Here is a 23,817-nt window from a genome sequence, read left to right on the forward strand (position 1 = left end):
ACTTAAATCCTCGTTATCTAATTGGTAAACCTTTGCATATTTACGATAATATAGTTACTTCCCGCCTTTATCTAAAATAGTATTCCCATTATCACCACATTTTAATTTACGTTCACTTGAAATTCTACGTTTATCTACTTCCTGAATTTTACGAGCATAAACAAAAGAACTATCATAAGAAGGATTAGTCTGATATTTAAAGTTATCTAACGTTATACCACCACGATATTTTCGTCCTTTCTTTTTACCTGTTACTGGAGCAATCAAAAGAGTCTTGTCGTCACCTGACACCTTAGATAAAATAACTCCGTAATGTTTTCCATAAAATTCATTCATGCCACGATTAGGAAACCGCACTACATAAACACCGCCGATATCTAAACCCATTTTATAGTCTCAAAAAAAATTGAGACGTATTATGAAATACGCCCCACGTGTATCCTTGACGAACAAGGCTTTTGACTATCTATAGTATAGCAAAATATATGGAAATAGCAACACTTTTATCACTGTTTTTCAAATCTACTACTCACTAAAAACCGAAAAGCAGACAAATTAAATATAAACTAGCAAAAAGTCGCCTAAATCAAGGACTGAAAATCCCGATTTAAAGCGACTACTATCTTCTATATCATTTCAAGTTCAAGACTCACCCTTATTTTTTCAACTTCCCTTTCAGATACTGTCCTGTATAGCTGGCTTCATTTACCGCGACCTCTTCAGGCGTTCCTGTTGCGATAATCATACCGCCACCGACACCGCCCTCTGGTCCGAGGTCGATGATATGGTCTGCGGTTTTAATCACATCTAGGTTATGCTCAATGACGAGCACTGTATTTCCGTCATCGACAAAGCGCGCCAAAACCTTCAACAACTGGGCAATGTCTTCTGTATGAAGCCCTGTCGTCGGTTCATCTAAGATATACAAGGATTTCCCCGTTGAACGCTTGTGGAGTTCACTCGCCAGCTTCATCCGCTGCGCCTCTCCTCCTGAGAGGGTCGTAGCGGGTTGTCCCAGCGTGACATAGCCTAAGCCGACATCTTGAATGGTCCGCAACTTCCGCTCAATTTTGGGAATGTGTTTGAAGAACTCAACTGCATCGTTGACTGTCATATCCAGAATTTCTGCGATATTTTTTTCCTTGTAATGGACTTCGAGGGTTTCAGAATTATACCTACGCCCATGGCAGACCTCACAAGGCACAAATACATCTGGTAGGAAGTGCATCTCAATCTTGATAATTCCGTCTCCCGAGCAGGCCTCGCAACGACCGCCTTTGACATTAAAGGAAAAACGCCCTTTCTTATAACCGCGAATCTTGGCTTCGTTGGTCTGGGCAAACAAATCCCGAATATCATCAAATACCCCCGTATAGGTAGCAGGATTGGAACGTGGGGTGCGTCCTATCGGGCTTTGATCAATATCGATCAAACGATCGAGATGCTCAATTCCTGAAATGGATTTGAATTTTCCTGGTTTTTCCGAATTGCGATTGAGCTTTTGGGCAATGGCTTTCTTCAAAATCGAGTTGACCAAGGTTGACTTCCCAGAACCCGATACCCCCGTGACAGCGACGAACTTGCCGAGCGGAATCCGAGCCGTCACGTTTTGCAAATTATTCTCACGCGCCCCAGTCACTTCAACAAAGCGACCATTGCCAATACGACGTTCCAGAGGAACGGGGATTTCCCTCTTGCCTGAGAGGTATTGACCAGTGATGGATTTTTTATTTTTTGCAACCTGTACAGGTGTTCCAAAGGCCACAATCTCACCTCCAAAAACACCCGCACCTGGTCCGATATCAATCAGATAGTCTGCCTCTCGCATCGTATCTTCATCATGTTCCACCACAATCAAGGTATTGCCCAAATCCCTCATTTTCTTAAGACTAGCAATCAAGCGGTCATTATCCCGCTGATGAAGACCGATAGAGGGTTCGTCTAGAATATACAAGACCCCGCTTAGGTTGGAACCAATCTGGGTCGCCAAACGAATCCGCTGGCTCTCTCCCCCTGACAAGGTGCCTGCCGAACGGGACAGGGTCAAATAATTGAGACCTACATTATTCAAGAAGGTCAAGCGGTCCTTGATTTCTTTGACAATCGGAGTCGCAATCGTCGCTTCGTTGGCTGAGAGCTGCAGGTGGGACACAAGCTCCAAGTGATCCGCTACTGATAAGTCAGAGAGTTCCCCAATGTGCAGACCATTTTCACCGCCCACACGAACAGACAAGGCTTGGTCGTTCAAGCGGTAGCCGTGGCAGGTCACACAGGTCAGCTCATTCATGTAAGCCCGCATAACTTGACGGGTATAGTCACTATTGGTCTCACGGTAACGGCGGCTGATATTGCTCATCAAGCCCTCAAAAGGAATATCAATATCACGCACACCTCCAAATTCATTCTCATAATGAAAATGAAATTCTCTGCCATCTGAACCGTGAAAAATCAGTTCCTTTTCCTCGGTTGACAAGTCCTCAAAGGGCTTATCCATATCAATCCCAAACTGGGTCATGGCCTGCTCCAACATCTGCGGATAGTAGTTGGACGAAATGGGATTCCAAGGTGCCAAAGCCCCCTCACGCAAGGTCTTTTGGGAATCCGGCACAATCAAATCTTCATCGACTTCCAGTTTCATCCCCAAACCATCGCAGTCGCTACAAGACCCAAAAGGGGCATTGAAGGAAAAAAGTCGCGGCTCTAACTCTGGCACTGTAAAGCCACAAACAGGACAAGCATAATATTCAGAAAAGAGCATCTCCTGCCCGTCCATGGTATCAATGATGACATAACCTTCAGCAAGGCGCAAAGCCGCTTCAATCGAGTCAAACAAACGTGAACGGAGCCCATCTTTTATCACAATTCGATCCACTACTACCTCAATATTATGCTGCTTGCTCTTTGATAGCTCCGGTACTTCTGTCACATCATAGATGTCTCCGTCCACACGGACACGGACATAACCGTCCTTTTGAATCTTCTCAAAAATGACCTTGTGTTGTCCTTTTTTCTTCCGTACAATCGGCGCTAGAATTTGCAGGCGTTGACGCTCTGGCAATTCCAAGACCTCATCGACAATCTGCTCTACAGACGAGGCAGCAATCGCCCCATGACCATTGATACAATAAGGTGTCCCTACTCGAGCATACAGGAGGCGGAGGTAATCATTGATTTCTGTTACCGTTCCGACTGTCGAACGTGGGTTTTTGGAGGTGGTCTTTTGGTCGATGGAAATCGCTGGACTTAGCCCTTCAATCGAATCTACATCAGGCTTGTCCATATTGCCTAAAAACTGGCGGGCATAGGCGGACAAGCTCTCCACATAGCGTCGTTGCCCTTCTGCATACAAGGTGTCAAAGGCTAGACTTGACTTCCCAGACCCAGATAGTCCCGTGACCACAACCAGCTTCTCACGCGGAATCGTTACATCAATATTTTTCAAATTGTGGGCACGCGCCCCATGAATTACAATCTTATCGTTCATTTCTTCTTCCTTCTAAAAATACCTCAATTATAGCACATCTAAATAAAACAACCAAATCAGAAAGTATCAAATTAGGACAAACGCATGAAGAAAATATAGTTTTCAGATAACCGTTTCATAAACTAGGTGTGAATCCTCTGCTATACTAGAGATAGTGGAGGATTTTGTCATGAACGAGATACTAGAATTCTTGATAAATGTTCGCGATGATAGAGAGTATTGGAAAATCAAGCACACCTTGTCAAATTGTGCTTTCATCAACAGACATACGTTATCATTTCAAAAAGCAAAATACAGAAAGATATTTCTTGTACTTAAAAAGAGCAACCCGTTTTTTCTTGTTACCCTTTTTCACTGCTAAGAAACACTCCTTTGAAACTCAGTTGTCAGTTGTAGTTGCGCAGGAAGTTTATTGAAACAACTTCTCAGCTACCACACAAAATGATCGGATGGTGAGATGATACTTATTATACAAGGCTATACGACACACAAAGTGCCCGAAGATATAATAGTTGCAATCAAACAAGCAGAAAAGGCGATTTATAGAAGAACTAGCCGATACTGCTTTTTTTGAAATTCTAAAGCAGAGCTATCCGAACATTGCCCTTGGCTTTTATAGTAGATTGAAAAAGGAGTAGGACAAGGCAGGCAAGAAGCGGCAGATAGAACCGGCGTTCATCAAAGCGACTGAACAAGCACTTAAAGACGATAAAAACGCTCACTTTGGCATGATTTTTCAAATTAAAATCCCTTATAACGGAAATAGTCGCCTAAAAAGACTAGAAACTCAATTCTAGTCTTTTATAGTCATCATTCTACATTCCAAGCGACACCTTCATATTTCCAACCGCGGGTCGAGAGGACGTTCTTCTCGTTGGCATCTCGTGTATAGAGGTGCTTTTTAATGCCTGCGTGGTAGAGACGATAAACTGGGGTGCTGCCGCTTGATTTGTAGGCTTCCCCCTCTTGCTTCCAGCCACGGGTCGCAAGGACCTTGTACTCATTTGTATCCATGGTATAGAGATGAACCTTTAAGCCTGGGTGATAGAGACGGTAGACAGGAGTACCAGAAGCATTATTACTAGTCCAAGCTTGACCTTCCTGTTTCCAGCCACGTGTTCCAAGAACACGATATTCATTGTCGTCCATGGTATAGAGATGGACTTTTAAGTCTGGTTGGTAAAGGCGGTAGACGGGGCTATTTGCTGGCACAACTTCCACAGAGAATTGACGCTGTATTGGTATTGTAGGCCTATCAGGAATTGTACCAGGGTCATGCTTATAGGTGATATCATGCTGGTTTATATAATCAAAAAATGGTTGTGTGGAATCATTTAGATAGAGGACAAGTGTTGCTTTTCCAACATTGACTGCTTTCCAGTTTCCTATTTCATCTACCTCTAAAACATTAGCGGGTGAACTCTCCATCAAATCATAACCATAGGCGTATTGGAAGTCTTTCAAGGGTCCATCCTGTAAGGGACGGATTTGTCCAGATTGCCCAACCACAACTTTTCCTTGCGGTACTGTTGATTCATCTAAATAAAATTCCCCATGTTTTATATATGTTGTTGCTTCTACATGTACAGTAAGAGTAAAACATATTAGAAGCATTGACGATATTGCCATTATATAAGTAAGATATTTTTTCATGTTACAGCTCCTTTTATTCCACATTCCAAGCAATGCCTTCATACTTCCAACCTGATTTAGAAAGAGTATCTTTTTCATTTGCATCAGTTGTATAAAGATGAACTTTTAAACCTGAATGGTAGAGGCGATAGACATTTCGACTTCCTGACGAATACCACGCTATACCTTCATACTTCCAACCTGACTTAGAAAGAACATTTTTTTCATTTGTATCGGTAGTATATACGTGCTTTTTAATTCCCTGATGATATAGACGGTAAACTGGCTTGCCTTGTGCATCTGTTCTCCAAGCAACACCTTCATACCTCCAACCATGACTAGAGAGAGTTCCCATCTCGTTTTTATCATTGGTATACAAATGGTACCTTAATCCAGCATGATATAACCTGTAAGTCGGAATTGACTTGCGTATTCCAGTTCCAATAACTTTATTTTGCAATGCAGAGTTAACTAAATTTACAGCATCTTGATCAATCACCCTTCCTGTATTATTTCCATATTCCTGCCAATATGCATCTGTATACGGTTCTTCAATCTTCGGCTCTGCCACATTAATCGCTACAATGCGATTTTGCTTGTCTAAAACAGGTCCACCGCTATTTCCTGGTAATGTATCATTTCGATATCGGATAAGTTTACTCGCAATCTTCTCTACCTTTCCTGAAGAAATATACATATGTTTGTTTTTATCCCATGGATAGCCAACAACATCAACAGGTTGACCAACAGTTACACTCTTCGTAACAGAAAGTTGTCCTACTGATTTAAAAGACGAATCTAGGGTAACAACTGCCATATCCTCACTCATCTTATTAAAATTATAACCAGCTGAATAATCGTTTATGTAGTTAGTGAAAAAGTAATAAGTACTACCTTGAATTCTCCCGTAGGGTGCTGTTGTTCCTGAATTAGCTGGAACAGCTATCACTTTCTCGTATGTCTCATTAGTTTCAGGATTTCTAATAACATGAGCAGCCGTCAATACTTTATTAGGAGCTATTAAGACACCGCTCCCATTCCACCGAATCTGCCCCTTATGGACTATAAATAATGCTACGACCTGCCTGTATGGAGAGGCTTTGACATTCTTTACAGCTACTCGATCATCCTTCCCAAAAATCATGGTTGGATCATCACTTGCCTCTCTTGCAGCCCTATCTTCCATGGTAGAAGCATCTATAGTTGTAGTAGCCTCGCTAGAACTACTACTTGAAGGCTCGGTTGCGCTACTATCAACCACCTCAGAAGTTGAAGAGGCCGAGGAGCTGTCTGTTTGGGAAGCACTACTTGACGAAGGTTCTGTCAGACTTGTATCTGTAGAACTACTCGATACGTCTGAAGCCAGAGAACTAGAATCCGCGGTCGCAACAGTCGCACTGGGTTCACTGGCTGTTGTTGAAGTTGCCGTCTCCTCTGCATGAATAGGAATAGCAGAGAGAAGCAACACAGATAATAGTAAACTAGATACTACTCTGTTTCTATGAAACATCAGATTTCCTCCTTTTTATTTTTATTATAGCATGTTTTATAATAAATATCTACCTTTTTTGTAAGCGCATTCAAACTATATTTGCTAGATGTTACACAAAATAAAAAAGCATAAGTAGAGTGGGGTTTTTCTACTTATGCCAGGATTATGATTGAAACAGAGTTTCTTAGAAAGCAAAACTGACTAAGGAGACCTTCTCTGTTTCTCATATGATTATATTCATTTTAGAGTTTTTTGACAAGTATTTTAATAATTTAGTTTGCTTAGTTAGAATGAATTAAAAGAATTTTAATTTAATATGCGAGACCAAATTTAACATCATATGAACTCCGATAGGCACTTTAATACTTTTAGTGTAATTATACGCTAATCCAAGAATAATACCAGGAATACCATAATACCAATACGCAGTCCAATCCACAGACGGGTGAGCTAAAGTAAACAAAATACTGGAAACTAAAATACCTAACATAGGTCTATCAGTAAAAACATACTTCAGTAACAAACCTCTAAAAAGAACCTCTTCAAATATAGGACCTGAGACAACAGCGATGATAAATTCGACAAAAAAAGTAGCAACCCGCTCATCAAAAGGCAAAGAACCTAATGGAGGACTCGGTATAGCATATTGAAAAATAAAATCACTAATCGAAATAAGAGTAAATGCGATGGCAGCAACAACAATGAGTGTTTTTAGCCCTTTTTGAGGAACTTTATCCGATAAATCAAAACCTCGTTTTCTCATTACATATAACAATAACAGAAGGGTTAAAATATCAATAATCGTTATTACGAGATCACTGATATATGGTAACGAAATCCGATCTATAATAGGATTTACCGACAAATATTGAATTAACAAAAAATGAAGAGCATAGAACCCTGCAAATAAACCGAGGGCTTCTATCGGACGCTTCTTGGTGCTCATTTTCCAAGAAAAAAGCGAAGTGTTCATAATCGTTTCTCCTGATATATTCATTAGAGTATTCTCTATTTATTTTTTTCAATAAAGTCTCTTATTTTAGAGTCAAATAAAAAACCAAAACTCATTGGATTATTGATATCATCCGTTGACGCATTAGAGAGCCCAATTAATTGATTGTCCTCGTTAAATAAAGGTGATCCAGAAGAACCTCCTGCAATTGGTGCCGTAAACTTTAAGAAATTTCCATCCTTTTCTAAGATAGTTCCTTGACTATTCCATAGACTTCCATAATCCTTATCACCAGGGTATCCTACAGTTCGAATAGACTGATTCGCTTTCACCTTATCTATTATTTTATTATCAGCAAGTACAAAAGGCTTGATGTTCTTTAGATCTGAACTAGAAGTAATAGGAGACTGTAACTTTACAATTCCAACATCCATACTCTCATCGTTTGGGATCGCAAACGATTTGACAGGTAGGTCAACAAATTGATTGTTTTCATCTACAACTCGAATAACCGCATCTTCTGCATTTTCAATGGCTGTTAAAACATGTCGATTTGTAATAAGCGTATCTGATGAAATAAAGCTCCCTGTTCCAAAACCATCTGGGTAGCTCTTCGATTGAATAATTGCAATACCTCTATACTGACTAGCAGCAATATCCACGATCTGCGTACGGCTTCCCTTATTTTTCACTGTAGCACTTGCTGACTGCGAAGATACCGCATTCTGTTCTTTTTCAGGAGAACAAGCCATTAAAGTTAGACCGGCAACAAATAATATTACACCAGCGGAAAGAGGTCGAAAATAAGTTTTTCGTCTCATGATACACTCCTCATATATTTATTGTTTTAAATAACTATTCTGACCTTTACTATCATTCTTCTCACAAAATGATATTAAAAATTTCAAACCATATGTAAAACGCTTACTTTTACAAAAAGTCTATATTTCATTCCTTAACCCTATCTTAAAGAAAGAACTCAAGATATACAAATTATCTACCAAACATATAATAACTATCTGTACTAGTTAATCTTACAATACAAGAAAATTGACTCGATGCTGTAAACGTCTAAATACAAAATAACAATCACTATTTGCATAATGATCTTTATTTTATATTCAAAGTCAATAACCTGTTTGGTTAGTTTTTCTAAATAACTAATTTTATGACAAATCCTGGATAACCAGAACTTTCAAGACAAATAAATTATGGTTCGTTATAACAAAAATAATGATGAAAAAGCAGAAGTAAAATAGGTTTTTCTACTTCTGCCAGGATTGTGATTGAAACAGAGTTTCTTAGAAAGCAACGTTGAAAAAAGTAGTACTTTTCTTATTTCCAACTGGAAATAGTTCTCAACTACCTGAGGCTTCGTTGCTTAATCAGATTTTAAGTTTTATAGAGCCCAATTACATAAAAAGGGTCCGTGGTAAACATTCATAAAGAGACGAACCTTCTTAACAAGAAAGCGAATAGTAGCTGTTGGTTTGCTATACCTTCTCACAAAACGCAACATCCATGATAGCTCTACTCTACCCTATCCGCTCATTCATTATTTTCACTTATTCAAACTTACTTGGAGTTGTACTTGGTTCCATTTTTGAGGTTTCAATACTCGGTAAGTCGATCATTTTTACTTTTGGTGGAATAGCAGACAATGTTTGCGTTAGTACAATCATCAGAGCAAGACATCCTAGACTATAGGCTCCTAATTGGCAAAACATAAAATGAGAAGATAATAAACCTTTTCTAGAAGGATACGTCTTTAATTCTGGTTGCTCTAATTCAAGATAGGCTTTTCTATGAAATGGTGGAATAAACATTTTCAGCCCCAGTGTCAGATAAACAGCCATCCCAATAGATGTATATAGGTGAGCTCGTCCTCCCTGTAATACTAAATAAACCCCTCCTATGATAAAAAGAACGGTATATATACAAAATAGAAGAGTAGCTACCCTTGCTTCACTACGAATGCGCAAATACTCATCAAGTGTTAGGCTTTTATCTCGTTTCTTCCTCATTTCAGCTCTCCTTTTTTGGTATCTCTGTATCCCTTTTATTGCTATAAGCATCCAAAAAGAGAGAACCTAATTGATTCTCTCCTGAGTCATTATAGATTTCACCCACTACAATTGACAGTACACAAGCCACTCAAAAGCTAGATAATCCATCCACTATTACCGATAAGATAAAGTAAGGAGCTGCTGTTTTAAACACCAGTTTTAAACATTCTCTCCGTGCAGAAGGTGGAAACTCTTCAATATTTTCCCAATTAAAAAATCTTTTCTTCTGACACTGTTCACAAAACATTCTATGCTCTTCAGCAATCCGATCAGACATTGACACACCAAAACCCAAAAAATGAATCCCTCGTCTAGTGAATTTTCGTTTAACAAATCCAAATTTTGAAAAAGCATCGTAAGTCATCACACGTTGATTTCCGCATTTAGTACACGTTGCTTTGACAATAATGTTTAATTCTGATAGATATTTTCTGGCTAGACGGTATCCCATTAATAAACCATAAAACATTATCAACTTAGCGCCAAATTTATTACAAAACAACAAAATGTCGTAAACCATTTTCTACCCCCACTATATGTTTACCATAATCAAAAGCACTATCTTTTTCAATACCACTTATCGATTCCTACTTGATTTTAAATACAAAACAAAAATATCCTTTTACAACACAACAATAATCTTTATTTTATAGTTAAAGTTCATCATACCTGCTTGGTTCGTTTTTATATAAACATTCATTTTATCTATGAAAAAGCATCGGCACAAGCCTTATCCAAAAATATTTAAGTTGTTGTTCAATTATACCATATTTTTGAAAAACTTTTCCTTTAGAGAGCTTTTTTTGGTATAATGAAGGGGTGCACTTAAACGCAATAAAAAACTGAGGAGGATTTGAGTATGAAGCAAATGTTTCGTTCTACATTAACTGATTTAGAAGAAATCCAAACCTTTGAACCAGGCTCTTGGATTAACTTGGTTAACCCCTCCCAGGAAGAATCGGTCAAACTAGCTGAACAGTTCGACATTGACATCACGGACCTTCGGGCCCCCCTCGATGTGGAAGAATCATCTCGTATCACTGTAGAAGATAACTACACCTTGATTATCGTAGACGTCCCAACCTACGAGGAGCGTAACAACAAGAGCTACCACATCACCCTGCCGCTCGGAATTATTGTCACCAAGGATGTCGTGATTACCACCTGCGTGCAGCCCTTGACCCTCTTTGAGCACTTCTTCAATAAGCGGATTAAGAATTTCTATACCTTTATGAAGACGCGCTTTGTCTTCCAGTTGCTCTATCGCAACGCTGAACTCTTCATCACCGCCCTGCGTTCAATCGATCGACAGACAGACCGTATCAGCGCCCATATTGACCGCGCCACTAAAAATGAGCAAGTTATTGATATGATGGAGTTGGAAAAATCCATCGTCTACCTAAAAGCCTCCCTCAAACTCAACGAGCGTGTGGTGAAAAAACTCGCTGTCCGAAATAGTACCCTAAAAAAATACGAAGAAGATGAGGATTTATTGGAAGATACCTTGATTGAAACCCAGCAGGCACTTGAAATGGCGGATATCTATGGCAATGTCTTATATGCCATGACCGAAACATCTGCGGCGATTATTTCCAACAATCAAAACACGATTATGAAAACCTTAGCCCTCATGACCATGGCACTTGACATTCCAACGGTTATTTTCTCAGCTTACGGAATGAATGTCCCCGAATCGGGCATGCCTTTTGGAGGACAAACAAATTCCTTCTGGGTCATCGCCTTTATCTCAGCCTGCCTCAGCGCAGTTGTCGTCATTAACTTTTTACGAAAAAAATGGTTCTAACCACAAAAGGAGATTATGATGTCATTTACAGAATTGAACGAATTAACTAAGAAAAATCAAGAATTTATCCATATCGCAACCAACCAACTCATCAAAGCTGGTAAGACCAATGCAGAAATCAAAGAATTGCTCGAAGAAATCCTTCCCGTCATTTTAGAAAATCAAAAAGCAGGTGTCACCGCCCGCAACCTCTATGGAGCACCAAGTGACTGGGTAGCAAGTAAAACTACTCGTTCTGAAGAAGCAGACAAGCCAGAACTCAACGAAAATCCTTGGCTCATGTGGCTTGACTCTAGCCTCTTGCTCCTTGCGATTATCGGTGTAGTCAACGGTGCGATGAACTCATTTGGAGCTGGTGTCAATTACGGCCTCATTACCATGTTGCTTATTGGTTTTGGTGTCGGGGCTGGTATGTATATGATGTACCACTTTGTTTACCGTGATCAAGTGAAAACTGGTAAACGCCCTAGCTTTGTCAAAGCAATTGGCTTCCTCGTTCTTGCGACACTTGCTTGGAGTCTTGTTTTCTTGCTCGCAGCGCTTATTCCAAGCGCAATCAATCCCGTTGTATCACCATTCTTTGCCATTCTAATCGGGGCGGCAGCATTTGGTATTCGCTATCTTCTCAAGAAAAAATACAACATCCGCAATGCGATGCAACCAATGCCATAACGGTCAGGTCAAGAGACTGGGACAATCGCTCAGCCTCTTCTTTTTTACCACTCTGTTTACTACTTGGAGGTCTCTATGAAAAAAAACTACTCTTGGCAAGTCATCCTTATTTTATTTGCTCTCTATCTCATCCTTGTCGCCTTTTTCCCCGAGCTCAATATCATCTTTGACTACTTCCGCCTCACCCTGCTCTTGGCTCTTGGTTTCCTGTGGTTGGGAGTGGAGCGTAAGAATACCATTTTATTTTTCATCGGGCTTAGTTTCTCCTCCCTCTACATGCGGGAGATTATCCCCTATACCTATACTCCATTTAACGTCGGCCCCCTCTTTTTCGGGATTCTCGTGCTAGGAGTTGCCGTCCACAGTATCAATAAGAAGAGGCAACAACACAAGTTCCTCCAATTTGACGCTACATCTACTACCACCCTTCACTCAACTGACAGCAATTATCTGAATATCGAAGCCAATTTCACCGACAAATACGCCTACTCCATTGCACCTGCCCTACAGGCTATCTCGATTAAGGCATTCTGTGCCAATGTGCAACTAGATATAAGCCAAGCACAGTTTGAAAAAGACTTGACCCACCTTGTCGTAAAAAATACCCTTTCCAACTGTCGGATTCGGATTTCAAAAGATGTCAAGGTCGTCAGCACCCTCAAATCAAGCTTAGGGGAACTCTACCTACCACCCACAAGCCCTCAAGAAGCCACTCATCAACTCTACCTGACAGGAACAAATACCGCAGGAACCATCACCATCCAATACGCAGATTAAGACAAAAAGAACCCTAAGGTAGTTTGATGCACACCTACCTTAAGGTTCTTTTTCTACTCTGCAACAATCACACCCTGACGCACTCCCTATCGAACGGCTGAGAGAAGGTAACACTTCTGTTGAAAGAAAGGGCTCGGTTCGTCTTATACTCATTTAGTTTATACCTACAGGCAGCCACAGCTGCAACTCGCTTCCTCGTTTCTTGGCTCGTGAAAAAATAGCCCTTAATGGGCTATTTTTTAATCTTCATTTACAAATGGTAGTAAAGCCATTACGCGAGCACGTTTGATTGCTGTTGTTACTTTACGTTGGTTTTTAGCAGATGTTCCAGTCACACGACGTGGTAAGATTTTTCCACGTTCTGAAATGAAACGGCTAAGAAGCTCAGTATCTTTGTAATCAACATATTCAATTTTGTTCGCTGCGATATAATCAACTTTTTTACGGCGTTTGAATCCGCCACGACGTTGTTGAGCCATGTTTTTCTCCTTTATTATTTTTATCTGTCCTTACCTAGAATGGTAAATCATCATCTGAAATGTCCATTGGATTGGTTGTTCCAAATGGGCTTTCTTCGCGTGCAAAGTTCGGTGTAGATTGTGCAGGCGCTTGATAAGGTGAATTGTAATCATTACCACCAGCAAACGAATTGCCAGCTTGATAACCACCACCTTGTCCTTCACGTGCAGTACGGCTTTCCAACAATTGGAAATTATCTGCAACAACTTCTGTCACGTAAACGCGTTGCCCTTGCTGGTTTTCATAATTACGCGTCTGAATCCGACCAGTAATTCCCACCAAGGCACCTTTTTTAGCCCAGTTTGCCAAGTTCTCAGCCTGCTGGCGCCAAATGACTACGTTAATAAAATCCGCTTCCCGCTCACCATTTTGATTTTTAAAATTGCGGTTCACTGCAAGTGTAAACGTCGCAACAGCTTGGTTAGACGGTGTGTAACGAAGTTCTGCATCTCGGGTCATACGCCCCACTAGTACTACATTATTAATCATAAGCTACCTTCTTACGCGTCTAATTTCACAATCATGTGACGAAGAATATCGCCGTTGATTTTTGAAAGACGGTCAAACTCTTTAAGAGCTACGTCATCATTTGCTTCAACGTTCACGATGTGGTAAAGTCCTTCACGGAAATCTTTGATTTCGTATGCAAGACGACGTTTTTCCCATGCTTTTGATTCAACAACAGTTGCACCGTTGTCAGTCAAGATAGAGTCAAAGCGTGCTACCAAAGCATTTTTAGCTTCTTCTTCAATGTTTGGACGAATAATATAAAGAATTTCGTATTTAGCCATTGATATGTTCCTCCTTTTGGTCTAATGACTCATGGTCTCGCCATGAGTAAGTGAGGGCTGCTCACAAGGTATTATTATACCGCACTTTCTAAGAAATAGCAAGGAAAATAACAGGATTTCTACGACAAACATATAAAGAGAAAATTACCCTATTTTTTCTGAAAAGAGGGAGTATGCTCTGAAAAATAGAAAATACTCGTTGTTTTTCTAGAAAACGTAACTTCCCAAATATTTCTTTTTTATAAAAAAGAGATTTTTTACAGTTTGGTCTCAGGAAAAAGAGTTGAACGGTGAGACACGGATAACAATTTGCGATGGTCATTGTTTTTTCAACGAATGATGTTCTTCATGCGGTTGTCCTGCAATTTTCCCTTCTTAAATGAAAAAAGGGGAAGAGGACTTGCTCCCTCCACCCTATTGTGTAGCCAAATGACGCTCCCCTGATAAGAAATAGGTACTAGTCAAACTATCCTGACCGCCATTGACAAAAAGTTCAAGGCTGTTCGTATCAAGCACAACCACCACCTCTGGTGCTTCTGCCTGAACAGCGCGGCGTTCGGTAGACCAGCTTTCTTCTCCTCGAATGGCTTGTTTTAGATGACTGCGGTCGATATAGACTTCTTTTGCCACCACGTCATAGCCAAATTCGATGTAATCATCTTCATCTCCCAAGCGGAAGACCTTGCCATTTGTCCAATCTCCCTGAAAAGTCCCAACTGTCACCACTCCTTGTTGAAGGAGCGGTGACAGTTGATCGGAAAGACTTTCAGGAAGTTCTTGAACAAGGGCACCATCTTTCAACTGCAACTTTCTTGGTAATGTCATAGCACAGGTCCACTTATGGTCGAGCTGGTCTGTGATATTGGTCCGCCCCCAAGTCTGCATCCAGGCAATCATGATTCGCTCGCCAGCAGCATTTTCCATGGTCTGCGGTGCATAGAAATCATGACCGTGGTCAATCTCTTTCACCGTATCAAGCTGAAAGATTTTCTGATCCCAGTCTACACGCCCTGTCATGATGACGGACGAGTTGATATTGACATAGTCTAGACCATCTTTTTGATAACGCATTGGTGATAGAACCAAGCAAGAGATACCATCTAGCTCGAAGTAATCAGGACATTCCCACATGAAACCTTGGTGCTTTTCTCCCTTGAGGAAAATGGAGACAAATTCCCAAGTCATCAAATCAGGTGACTCAAGCAGAACAATCGTTCCAATCTCATCTCGATGTTTGGCCGCAACCACCGCGTAATAGGTCCCGTCTTTTTCAAACAATTTTGGATCGCGGAAGTCACTCGCCACCAACTCTTCTGGCAAAATCTCGCCTGTCGCGACAGGATTAGAAGCCAGTTTTTCAAAATGAATGCCATCTGTCGAGTAGGCCATATTTTGCACCTGACGAACGCTACCATCTGGATCCACAATATGTCCTGTATACATCAACCACAGCTTGTCATCTTTGACAATCGCACTCCCTGAGAAACAGCCGTCCTTATCATAATCTTGGTCTGGAGCAAGAGCGACTGGAAGATGCTCCCAATGTAATAAATCCTTGCTCTTGGCATGCCCCCAGTGCATCGGCCCCCAATGCGTTCCGTAAGGGTAATGCTGATAAAACAAATGGTATTCACCCCTAAAGTACACAAAACCATTCGGGTCATTGATCCAGCCTATTGGAGCTGAAAAATGAAGCTCTGGCTTGTAATGAAGATTGACCTCTCCCTGATGTTGCACAATAAATTCATTTGCTTTACTGATACTCCACACGTCTCCCATATTCACTCACTCTCGGTTTCTATTTTTGATTTTCTATATATTTATCATAGTATTTCTGCTTGATTGCTAACCAGTCTGACAGCCCGTATTTATCAAGTTCTTTGATATAGTCATCCCACTCCTTGTCGATATTGCCATTGACAATCCACTCTGCGCGTTTGCGGTAGATGTAGTCATTCATATCGGCTTCGATTTGTGCCAATTTATCCAAATCCTCTTCTTCCATGAAGACACGTGGGTAAATGGCGTCATTATTCATATATGGAACATAGGTTTTCTTCAAAATATCCAAGCGCCATGCAGCATCATCTGGCATCGTTGTCACCTTACCGTAGTAGCTATCCAAGATAGCAAGCGGACCACCGACTTCTGTCTTCTGACGAAGTTCGCCTGGTGCGGTTCCTTCAAGCGGTAAGTGTTTCAAGCTATTGTTTGCCTTGTCAAATTCAAAGATATTTTGTTGGCTATCATCGCCATAAGTTCCCCAGTTGTTTTGAACAGATTGCAATGGCGCATATTGCGCATCAATCCATTTTGCAGTCAATTCAAGGTTTTTATTGGCACTAGTAATGACCATGCGGTCACGTGAGAAGCCCATTCCATTGGTACGAGCAACGTGTTTTTTACCACTTGGTCCTGCAAGAACTGGTAAAACATCATAACTGTCGTTGAAGCCTGAAACGTTAGCCTTATCCCATGTGAAGTAAACACCGTATTGGTGTTCGCCACCTTTGGCAATGTATGTATTCCAATCTTGCTCAAAGGCTTCTGGGTCTAGCAAGCCCTTTTCTTGTAGCTGGCGGATGAATTTTACTCCTTCTTTGTACTCGGGATTGTCTGCTGTGAAATCTACCACGCCGTCATTCCCAACGACCAAGTGGTCATCATTGTCACCGATACCAAAGGCAGCAAACAAGAGTTTAAAGTCCTCATTTCCACCTGCATTGATAAAGGACATTGGAATTTCATCTGCCTTCCCGTTCCCATTTGGATCTTGTGTCTTAAAGGCTTCCAAAACAGTCACCAACTCATCTGTTGTAGTTGGCATATCGAGGTTTAACTTTTTCAACCAATCCGTGTTAATCCAAGCCATATCGTTCACGGAGTGAATGGATTCTTTGCCCTCACCCAATTCTTCAATCCAAGGGAAGGAATAGATATGACCGTCTGGCGCTGTTATCAAGGCACGGTATTCTGGCTTTTCATCCAAAATCTTCTTCAAATTTGGCATGTATTGGTCAATCAAGTCCTCAACTGGGATAATCACCCCTTGTTTTGCCCATTTCACCAATTCAACGTCCGATGCAGCGGCATTGTGAATCGCATCTGGCAAATCACCCGATGAAATGTCCAAGTTACGCTTTTCTGCAAAATCAGAAGAATAGTTGGTCCAGTCAATATGAACACCTGTTTCCTCTTCCAAGCGTTGATAAATCAATTTATCATTCGGATCTTTTGGTGCAAGCGGTGAACTACCTGTAATAAATTTTAGGGTCACTTTATCTTTCAGTGGGAAAGAAACATTTTCCAGCTTGTAATCTGGGCTAGAGGCAGCATTTTTATTGCCACAAGCAGTCAGGACCAAAGCAGAGGTTGCCAATAGAGTCGCACTGAGACTCATCCATGTTTTCATTTTCATGAGAAAACTCCTTTTTATATTAATACACATTTTATGATATTTCCTAACAGCTATGTTCTAGGAAGTATTACCCCTTCAACGATCCAGCCATAATCCCCTTGTCAAAGTATTTCTGGAAGAATGGGTACATGACAATGAGCGGTAAGCTGGAAATCACAATCGTTGCATACTTAATCATTTCTGCAATTCGTTTTAGTTCATTCATGGCGGCTTGCGCACCAATCATATCTTTACCAGGCTCACTTTGAATCAAGATTTTGCGCAAGACGAGCTGAAGCGGTTCTAGGTTTGGATCCTTGATATAAATCATGGCATCAAAGTAAGAATTCCATTGTCCTACAAAGGCGTATAAGAAGAGGACAAACATGATTGGTTTGGCAAGCGGTAGCATAATCTTGACAAAGATTTCCAAATCATTGGCTCCGTCAATATAAGCAGCTTCGAGCAACTCATCTGGGATTCCTTGGAAATAAGTCCGCGCCAAGATAATGTTCCAAACATTGATGGCACCAGGTACGATAATGGCCCAAACGGTGTTTAACATGCCTAAGTCTTTAACAAGGAGATAGGTCGGCACCAAGCCACCACCAAAGAACATGGTGAAGATGAGAAAGGCATTGAACCATTTTTTCCCAACCAAATCCTTTTTCGATAAAGGATAAGCAGTCAATACAGATAAGAAAACGGTAAGAGCTGCAAAACTAAAGGAATAAAAAAGCGAGTTGAAAAATCCACGAATGATAGACTTGTCGCTGAATACCCGCTGGTAGCCCTCAATCGTCCAATCAGCAGGGTCAAAGCTAATCCCCTTACTCACGAGAGCTTGCGGATCCATAAAGGACGCTACCAGAATATAGAGCATGGGAACCAGCGTAATCAACACTAGAAATGCAATGATAATTTTATTGACCACAAGCATACGCTTGTCGAATGTTGTATAAATTTGTGTATTCATTCCATTCTCCTTATAATCCTTGACCGTTGTTCATCCGTTTAACGATTTGATTCACCGCAATCAATAAGATAACATTGATGACTGCGTTGAAAAGTCCAACGGCCGTTGAATAAGAATAGTCACCTGATACAAGACCGACCTTATAAACATAGGTTGAGATGATTTCTGAGCTGGTCAAGTTAAGCGATGTTTGCATCAAGAAGGCTTTTTCATAGCCGACATTCATGATATTTCCAGCTGCTAGGACAAACTGAATGACCATGACAGGTCGCAAAGCTGGCAAATCAATATGCCAAATGCGTTGGAAGATATTCGCACCGTCCATTTTCGCTGCTTCAATCAAGGACGTATCCACATTGACCAGAGTCGCTGTGTAGAGCGTTGATGCCCACCCCATTCCTTGCCAAATACCACTAAGAATATAGAGCGGTCTAAAGGCATCTGGATCCGTCAAAAAGTTTGCTTTAATACCAAAGAGCGAGAGGATACTATTGATGGGTCCACCGACAGAGAAGAAGAGAAAAATCATTCCGACGATGACCACGACTGAAATAAAGTTTGGCGCATAAAGAATGAGCTGGATGCGCTTTTTCGCCTTATCACTCAACAACTGATTGAGCATAATAGCTAGAATAATCGGTGGCAAGAAGCCGAGCAACAAGCCATAAATACTAAGCTTGAGCGTATTTCCTAGCAAGATACCGAAGTTAGGAGAAGAAAGGAACTTGGTAAACTCTTGAAATCCAATCCACTCACTTCCCATGACACCTTTCAAAGGATTGTAATCTTTAAAGGCAATCAAGACCCCATACATCGGAATGTACTTAAAGATAAAGGTCAACAACAGCCCTGGAAGCAACATCAGCAACAATACTTTTTGTTTCTTGATTCTACTCCAGACAGAGTATTCCTTTCCTATATTCATAACTCCTCCTTTTTGAAACGTTTCAATTTTGATTAAAATGAGAAAACTCATTATTCTAAATAGAGCTTTCTTTATTTTTGAAACGTTTCATATTTTTTGTAAAAAATAAATTTCGTACCTATAGTGTACCATTGGTAGCGTTTTCTGTCAATAGATTTTTTGAATTTTTTGTTGTTTTTCCTTCAATGTACGAAATGGGCAGCACACTTTGTCGCTGATAGTTCTTCTGATGGATAATCGCCAACAAGATATTAACTGCTTCTTCTGCCATTTGCTCAAGTGGCTGCTTGATAGTAGATAGAACATATTCATGCTCTTTTGCAAAACGAATCCCGTCGTAACCAATCACCTGCACATCGTCTGGCACACGCTTGCCCTGCTTCTCCAGAATCTGCATCGTCTCTAAGGCCACAAAATCATTGATGGCAAAGATTCCGTCAATTTGCGGATGCGCTACTAAGAATTTTTCTAGTTCTCCAAGAAAATCATCCACCGGCTCTGGAATATCAAAAACAAGACATTCTTTCCCTGTCTGGCGTACGGTCTTTTCAAAAAATTGGCGGCGTTTTTTGGTCTCATTGAAAGTATCATTGTGACTGCCGACAAAAGCGAGGTGCTGACAGCCTTTTTCGAGTAACATCTGCGCCGCAAGCTCTCCGCCCTTTTGGTTGTCAGACGTCACACAGGCGATTTCCTTATCCCTGTAAGTTCTATCGATACTGACAAAGGGAATATTAGATGCCAAATAATCTTCAATCGGACTGTAGGTAATGGCGATAATACCGTCCACCTTATTCTGCCGCAACATCATGAGGTACTCAATCTCTTTTTTAACCCCATCTGTGTTACACAACAATAATTTATAGTTTTTCTTACTGAGGGCTTCTTCAACAAAAAAGGCAAACTCGCTGAAAAATGGGTGCCAAATAGTCGGCAAGATCAAAGCAACCGTCTCTGTCCGATTGGTTTTCATTCCCCGCGCATAGACATCTGGGATATAGGCCAAGTCCTCAATCGCCTGCTGTACCTTTTGCAAGGTCGTTTTCTTAATTCCTTGTTCATGATTGATGACCCGTGACACCGTTCCCACGCTCACACCAGCCCGCTGGGCAACATCTTTCATGGTAACTGATTTTTTCTGCACTTCTTTCATCGTTTCACCTACTTCTGTTCTTCATTATAACACTTTTTGAAATCGTTTTCCACGCTTTTTTCAAGAATATATCATGAAAGCATGAAAAAGGGAGTAAGAAAGCATTCTACGAATTGCTCGTCCTCACTCCCTCGTTTCTAGGATTGGGCTCAACTACTGACTTATTTTACCTCACCTCCGCATACCAACCGAGACCTTTGGCGATTGAGTAAGCGCTACTGATGTCTCATGTAAAGGTCTGGTTCAAGCGAAAAGGCAAACGAAACAGCCATTCAACCACTGCTTTGAAATATCAACGTGAAGTCCCAAAAGTGGTGCGTTTCGCTTCCCTTGGTACTCGCTCCAACGGTCTAGGAGACGGTTGGAGGCTAGGGATAAAACGCGTGTAACTCGTGTCAACACCCTCGTATCTTATGGAACTGAACTCGGGCTAAAAGCTTGGAAAATAGATAAACACTCCTAGAAGCTACGCTTCATCGTCGTGTTTCCTAATTTTCAGTCGCTTTTTTTACGCCCTCGTATCTTATTCAACACTAAACAGATATGGATAGACTGGCTGACCGCCTTGGTGGATTTCCACTTCAACATCTTCATATTTTTCTTCCAAGTCTTGGGCAAGGCTTTCAGCCAAGGCCTTGTCACCTTCTTCACCCACGTAAATGGTTACAATTTCACTATCTTCATCCAACATCTTGTCAAAGGTTGTAACGAGGGTCTCCACCATGTCTGGATTAGACACTACGATTTTCCCATCAACCATTCCAAGATTATCCTTTTCGTGGATTTCAAGCCCGTCAATCGTCGTATCACGCACAGCTGTCGTCACACTTCCGCTCTTGACATCTGCAAGAGAAGCCGTCATGGCTTCAAAGTTAGCCTCAATATCATGGCTTGGGTCGAAAGCTAGAAGACTCGTAAATCCTTGTGGAATCGTACGTGTTTCTACCACTTTGACTGCCACTTCTGCCACTTCTGCCGCTGATTGAGCTGCCATTAAGATGTTCTTGTTGTTGGGCAACAAGATGACATTGCGGGCATTGACCAATTCAATAGCCTTAACAAAGTCTTCTGTAGACGGGTTCATGGTTTGACCACCAGAAATCACGTAGTCGACACCTTGTGATTTGAAGATTTCTGTCAATCCTTCACCTGCTGCAACGGCAATGACTGCATATTCTGTTTGCTCAGCTGGCTTTTGGAAACTTTCTTCTTTTTCAACTTGCGCTTCGTGTTGCTCACGCATATTGTCCACTTTGACCTTAACCAAGCTACCGTATTGGAGACCAGCCTGCATGACAAGTCCTGGATCTTCTGTATGGACATGGACTTTCACGATTTCATCATCATTCACCACAAGAAGAGAATCTCCTAAGTCATTCAAATAAGCTCGAAATTCTTCGTAGTCAAATTCTTTCACATAGGTTGGACCTTGACGGAGTGCCACCATGATTTCCGTACAGTAGCCAAAAGTGATGTCTTCTGTCGCGACATGTCCTGCAACTGATTTGTGATGTTCTGCATTAATCATACCAGACATGACCGCTGGTGTTGCTTCAAAATCCTCAGAAGCAATGTACTCACCTGTAAGAGCAGCAAGGAAGCCTTCATAAATGTAAACCAAGCCTTGACCACCAGAGTCCACGACACCTACTTCTTTCAATACTGGAAGCATCTCTGGGGTTTTCTTCAAGGCACGCTTGGCACCTTCCAAGGTTGCACGCATCACTTCAATAGCATCATCGGTCTGTTCTGCTTTTTTCAAGGCAGCTGTCGCTGCTCCACGGGATACCGTCAAGATTGTTCCTTCAACCGGCTTCATCACCGCTTTGTAGGCTACTTCTACTCCGTGTTGGAAGGCTTGTGCCAAGTCTTTTCCTGTCAACTCTTCTTTGCCTTTGACTGATTGACCAAAACCGCGGAATAATTGGGAAGTGATAACACCTGAGTTCCCACGCGCACCCATCAAGAGGCCTTTTGACAAAATCTGAGCAGCTTCACCAACTGTGCTAGCAGGCTTATCAGATACCTCTTTAGCACCATTGGTAATGGTCATTCCCATATTTGTACCTGTGTCCCCATCTGGAACAGGAAAGACATTTAATGAATTCACATATTCTGCTTGTTTATTCAGGCGAGTAGATGCAGCCTGCACCATTTCTTGAAATGAACTCGTTGTAATTTTAGACACCATTATTCTCCTACGACCTTGATATTTTGAATATAGACATTGACTGTATCTGCTGCGATACCCAATTGATTTTCCAAATTAAACTTCACACGTTCTTGAATATTCCGTGAAACTTCACTGATTTTGACACCGTAGCTCATCACAGTATAGACATCGACTGCAATATGCCCTTCTTCGGTCGTTTTAATCACGACACCCTTGGCGTAATTTTCCTTTCCAAGAAGCGCTTGAAAGTTATCCTTAATCGCAGATTTACTTGCCATACCAACAACGCCGAAAATCTCCGTTGTAGCACCACCAACAACTGTCGCAATGACATCATCTGTTAGTTCAATCTGGCCATCTTTTGTATTGATTTTAACCGTCATTTTTCGTACCTCAAATCATTTTATCACTCTATTTTACCATAAATTCTCATAGCTGTAAAAAACTAGGCTGTGACAACAGATAAGAAGTCAGCATTCAGTTTAAAAACAAAATGAAAAAGAGGTCCACTGGACCTCTAAACTCGCTCTCTCATTTTCTGGCTCGTGAAAAAGAGGTCCACTGGACCTCTTTTTTCTAAAAAATTAAACGCGTTCAACTTTACCTGATTTAAGTGCACGAGCTGAAGCCCAAACTTTTTTAGGTTTTCCATCAATCAAAACAGTTACTTTTTGAAGATTTGGTTTTACCGCACGTTTTGTTTGGTTCATCGCATGTGAACGGTTGTTTCCTGATACAGTTTTACGACCTGTAAAATAACATACTTTAGCCATGTGTATTCCTCCTCATTTGATCAAATATTACGGATGTGCTAGCACCACATACTTGACTATTCTACCAAAAAATACCACTCATTGCAAGAAGAACTTTCAACTTTGTGTGTGTCTATCTTTTTGGGAACGTTCGGATATTCCTTATATATAGCCAAGAAAACTGATAAAACTAGTATTCTTATCAAAAAAGACTGAGACAAATTATTTTTTCTTTGCCTCAGTCTTGACGAT

22 protein-coding genes are annotated in these 23,817 nt (G+C 41.0%); 3 read left to right on the forward strand and 19 right to left on the reverse strand.

All coding sequences use genetic code 11. The annotated features are described in order from the left end of the window. Positions 1-54 precede the first annotated feature (54 nt). From E4T82_RS07290 to E4T82_RS07330, 8 genes are all read right to left on the reverse strand, one after another. A complete protein-coding gene (locus tag E4T82_RS07290; RefSeq protein ID WP_228065087.1) occupies positions 55-387 on the reverse strand; it encodes a type II toxin-antitoxin system PemK/MazF family toxin in 333 nt (110 codons plus the stop codon). A 268-nt stretch (positions 388-655) separates the two neighbouring features. Next, positions 656-3,484, reverse strand: coding sequence for an excinuclease ABC subunit UvrA (gene uvrA, locus E4T82_RS07295; RefSeq protein ID WP_135182192.1), 2,829 nt, complete (start codon positions 3,482-3,484; stop codon positions 656-658). Between the two features lie 810 nt (positions 3,485-4,294). Continuing rightward, entirely contained in the window at positions 4,295-5,137 is an 843-nt protein-coding gene (locus tag E4T82_RS07305) for a hypothetical protein (RefSeq protein ID WP_135182194.1), read from the reverse strand. Positions 5,138-5,150: 13 nt separating this feature from the next. Next, complete coding sequence (locus E4T82_RS07310) at positions 5,151-6,626, reverse strand: trypsin-like peptidase domain-containing protein (protein WP_135182195.1); 1,476 nt, start codon at positions 6,624-6,626, stop codon at positions 5,151-5,153. Between the two features lie 277 nt (positions 6,627-6,903). Continuing rightward, positions 6,904-7,581, reverse strand: a complete 678-nt coding sequence (locus E4T82_RS07315; RefSeq protein ID WP_135182196.1) for a CPBP family intramembrane glutamic endopeptidase — start codon at positions 7,579-7,581, stop codon at positions 6,904-6,906. 35 nt (positions 7,582-7,616) lie between these two features. Continuing rightward, on the reverse strand, positions 7,617-8,381 hold the full coding sequence (locus E4T82_RS07320; RefSeq protein ID WP_135182197.1) for a trypsin-like serine peptidase: 765 nt from the start codon (positions 8,379-8,381) through the stop codon (positions 7,617-7,619). 744 nt (positions 8,382-9,125) lie between these two features. After that, positions 9,126-9,584, reverse strand: a complete 459-nt coding sequence (locus E4T82_RS07325; protein WP_135182198.1) for a hypothetical protein — start codon at positions 9,582-9,584, stop codon at positions 9,126-9,128. Positions 9,585-9,714: 130 nt separating this feature from the next. After that, positions 9,715-10,146 (reverse strand): hypothetical protein, encoded by a 432-nt coding sequence (locus tag E4T82_RS07330; RefSeq protein ID WP_135182199.1) that lies wholly within the window; start codon positions 10,144-10,146, stop codon positions 9,715-9,717. Positions 10,147-10,485: 339 nt separating this feature from the next. Here E4T82_RS07330 and E4T82_RS07335 point away from each other — a divergent pair, with 339 nt between their 5' ends. The 3 genes from E4T82_RS07335 (at position 10,486) to E4T82_RS07345 (ending at position 12,879) form a co-directional block, all read left to right on the forward strand. Then, positions 10,486-11,430, forward strand: a complete 945-nt coding sequence (locus tag E4T82_RS07335) for a magnesium transporter CorA family protein (RefSeq protein WP_135182200.1) — start codon at positions 10,486-10,488, stop codon at positions 11,428-11,430. A gap of 18 nt (positions 11,431-11,448) precedes the next feature. Continuing rightward, entirely contained in the window at positions 11,449-12,102 is a 654-nt protein-coding gene (locus E4T82_RS07340; RefSeq protein WP_135182201.1) for a DUF1129 domain-containing protein, read from the forward strand. A 75-nt stretch (positions 12,103-12,177) separates the two neighbouring features. Continuing rightward, positions 12,178-12,879, forward strand: coding sequence for a hypothetical protein (locus E4T82_RS07345; protein WP_135182202.1), 702 nt, complete (start codon positions 12,178-12,180; stop codon positions 12,877-12,879). A 239-nt stretch (positions 12,880-13,118) separates the two neighbouring features. On the opposite strand, the gene rpsR is transcribed toward E4T82_RS07345, so the two are convergent. The 11 genes from rpsR to rpmB form a co-directional block, all read right to left on the reverse strand. Further along, positions 13,119-13,358 (reverse strand): 30S ribosomal protein S18, encoded by a 240-nt coding sequence (rpsR, locus tag E4T82_RS07350; protein WP_002939250.1) that lies wholly within the window; start codon positions 13,356-13,358, stop codon positions 13,119-13,121. Between the two features lie 34 nt (positions 13,359-13,392). After that, on the reverse strand, positions 13,393-13,887 hold the full coding sequence (locus tag E4T82_RS07355; RefSeq protein ID WP_135182203.1) for a single-stranded DNA-binding protein: 495 nt from the start codon (positions 13,885-13,887) through the stop codon (positions 13,393-13,395). 11 nt (positions 13,888-13,898) lie between these two features. Beyond that, positions 13,899-14,189 (reverse strand): 30S ribosomal protein S6, encoded by a 291-nt coding sequence (rpsF, locus tag E4T82_RS07360; RefSeq protein WP_075105456.1) that lies wholly within the window; start codon positions 14,187-14,189, stop codon positions 13,899-13,901. Positions 14,190-14,603: 414 nt separating this feature from the next. After that, positions 14,604-15,968 carry a glycoside hydrolase family 32 protein gene (locus E4T82_RS07365; RefSeq protein ID WP_135182204.1) on the reverse strand — a complete coding sequence of 455 codons (1,365 nt, stop codon included), beginning with the start codon at positions 15,966-15,968 and terminating at the stop codon, positions 14,604-14,606. 19 nt (positions 15,969-15,987) lie between these two features. Then, positions 15,988-17,607 carry an ABC transporter substrate-binding protein gene (locus tag E4T82_RS07370; protein ID WP_194185879.1) on the reverse strand — a complete coding sequence of 540 codons (1,620 nt, stop codon included), beginning with the start codon at positions 17,605-17,607 and terminating at the stop codon, positions 15,988-15,990. Between the two features lie 67 nt (positions 17,608-17,674). After that, entirely contained in the window at positions 17,675-18,562 is an 888-nt protein-coding gene (locus E4T82_RS07375) for a carbohydrate ABC transporter permease (RefSeq protein ID WP_135182205.1), read from the reverse strand. 10 nt (positions 18,563-18,572) lie between these two features. Beyond that, positions 18,573-19,487: an ABC transporter permease gene (locus E4T82_RS07380; RefSeq protein WP_075105453.1), complete on the reverse strand. Its 915-nt coding sequence runs from the start codon at positions 19,485-19,487 to the stop codon at positions 18,573-18,575. A 118-nt stretch (positions 19,488-19,605) separates the two neighbouring features. Beyond that, a complete protein-coding gene (locus E4T82_RS07385) occupies positions 19,606-20,640 on the reverse strand; it encodes a LacI family DNA-binding transcriptional regulator (RefSeq protein ID WP_135182206.1) in 1,035 nt (344 codons plus the stop codon). Positions 20,641-21,163: 523 nt separating this feature from the next. Next, positions 21,164-22,828 carry a DAK2 domain-containing protein gene (locus E4T82_RS07390; protein WP_135182207.1) on the reverse strand — a complete coding sequence of 555 codons (1,665 nt, stop codon included), beginning with the start codon at positions 22,826-22,828 and terminating at the stop codon, positions 21,164-21,166. 2 nt (positions 22,829-22,830) lie between these two features. After that, on the reverse strand, positions 22,831-23,196 hold the full coding sequence (locus E4T82_RS07395; RefSeq protein ID WP_075105451.1) for an Asp23/Gls24 family envelope stress response protein: 366 nt from the start codon (positions 23,194-23,196) through the stop codon (positions 22,831-22,833). A 201-nt stretch (positions 23,197-23,397) separates the two neighbouring features. Then, positions 23,398-23,586 carry a 50S ribosomal protein L28 gene (gene rpmB / locus E4T82_RS07400; protein ID WP_001140948.1) on the reverse strand — a complete coding sequence of 63 codons (189 nt, stop codon included), beginning with the start codon at positions 23,584-23,586 and terminating at the stop codon, positions 23,398-23,400. Between the last annotated feature and the right edge of the window lie 231 nt (positions 23,587-23,817).

This window comes from Streptococcus cuniculi (assembly GCF_004570575.1).
Classification (GTDB): domain Bacteria; phylum Bacillota; class Bacilli; order Lactobacillales; family Streptococcaceae; genus Streptococcus; species Streptococcus cuniculi_A.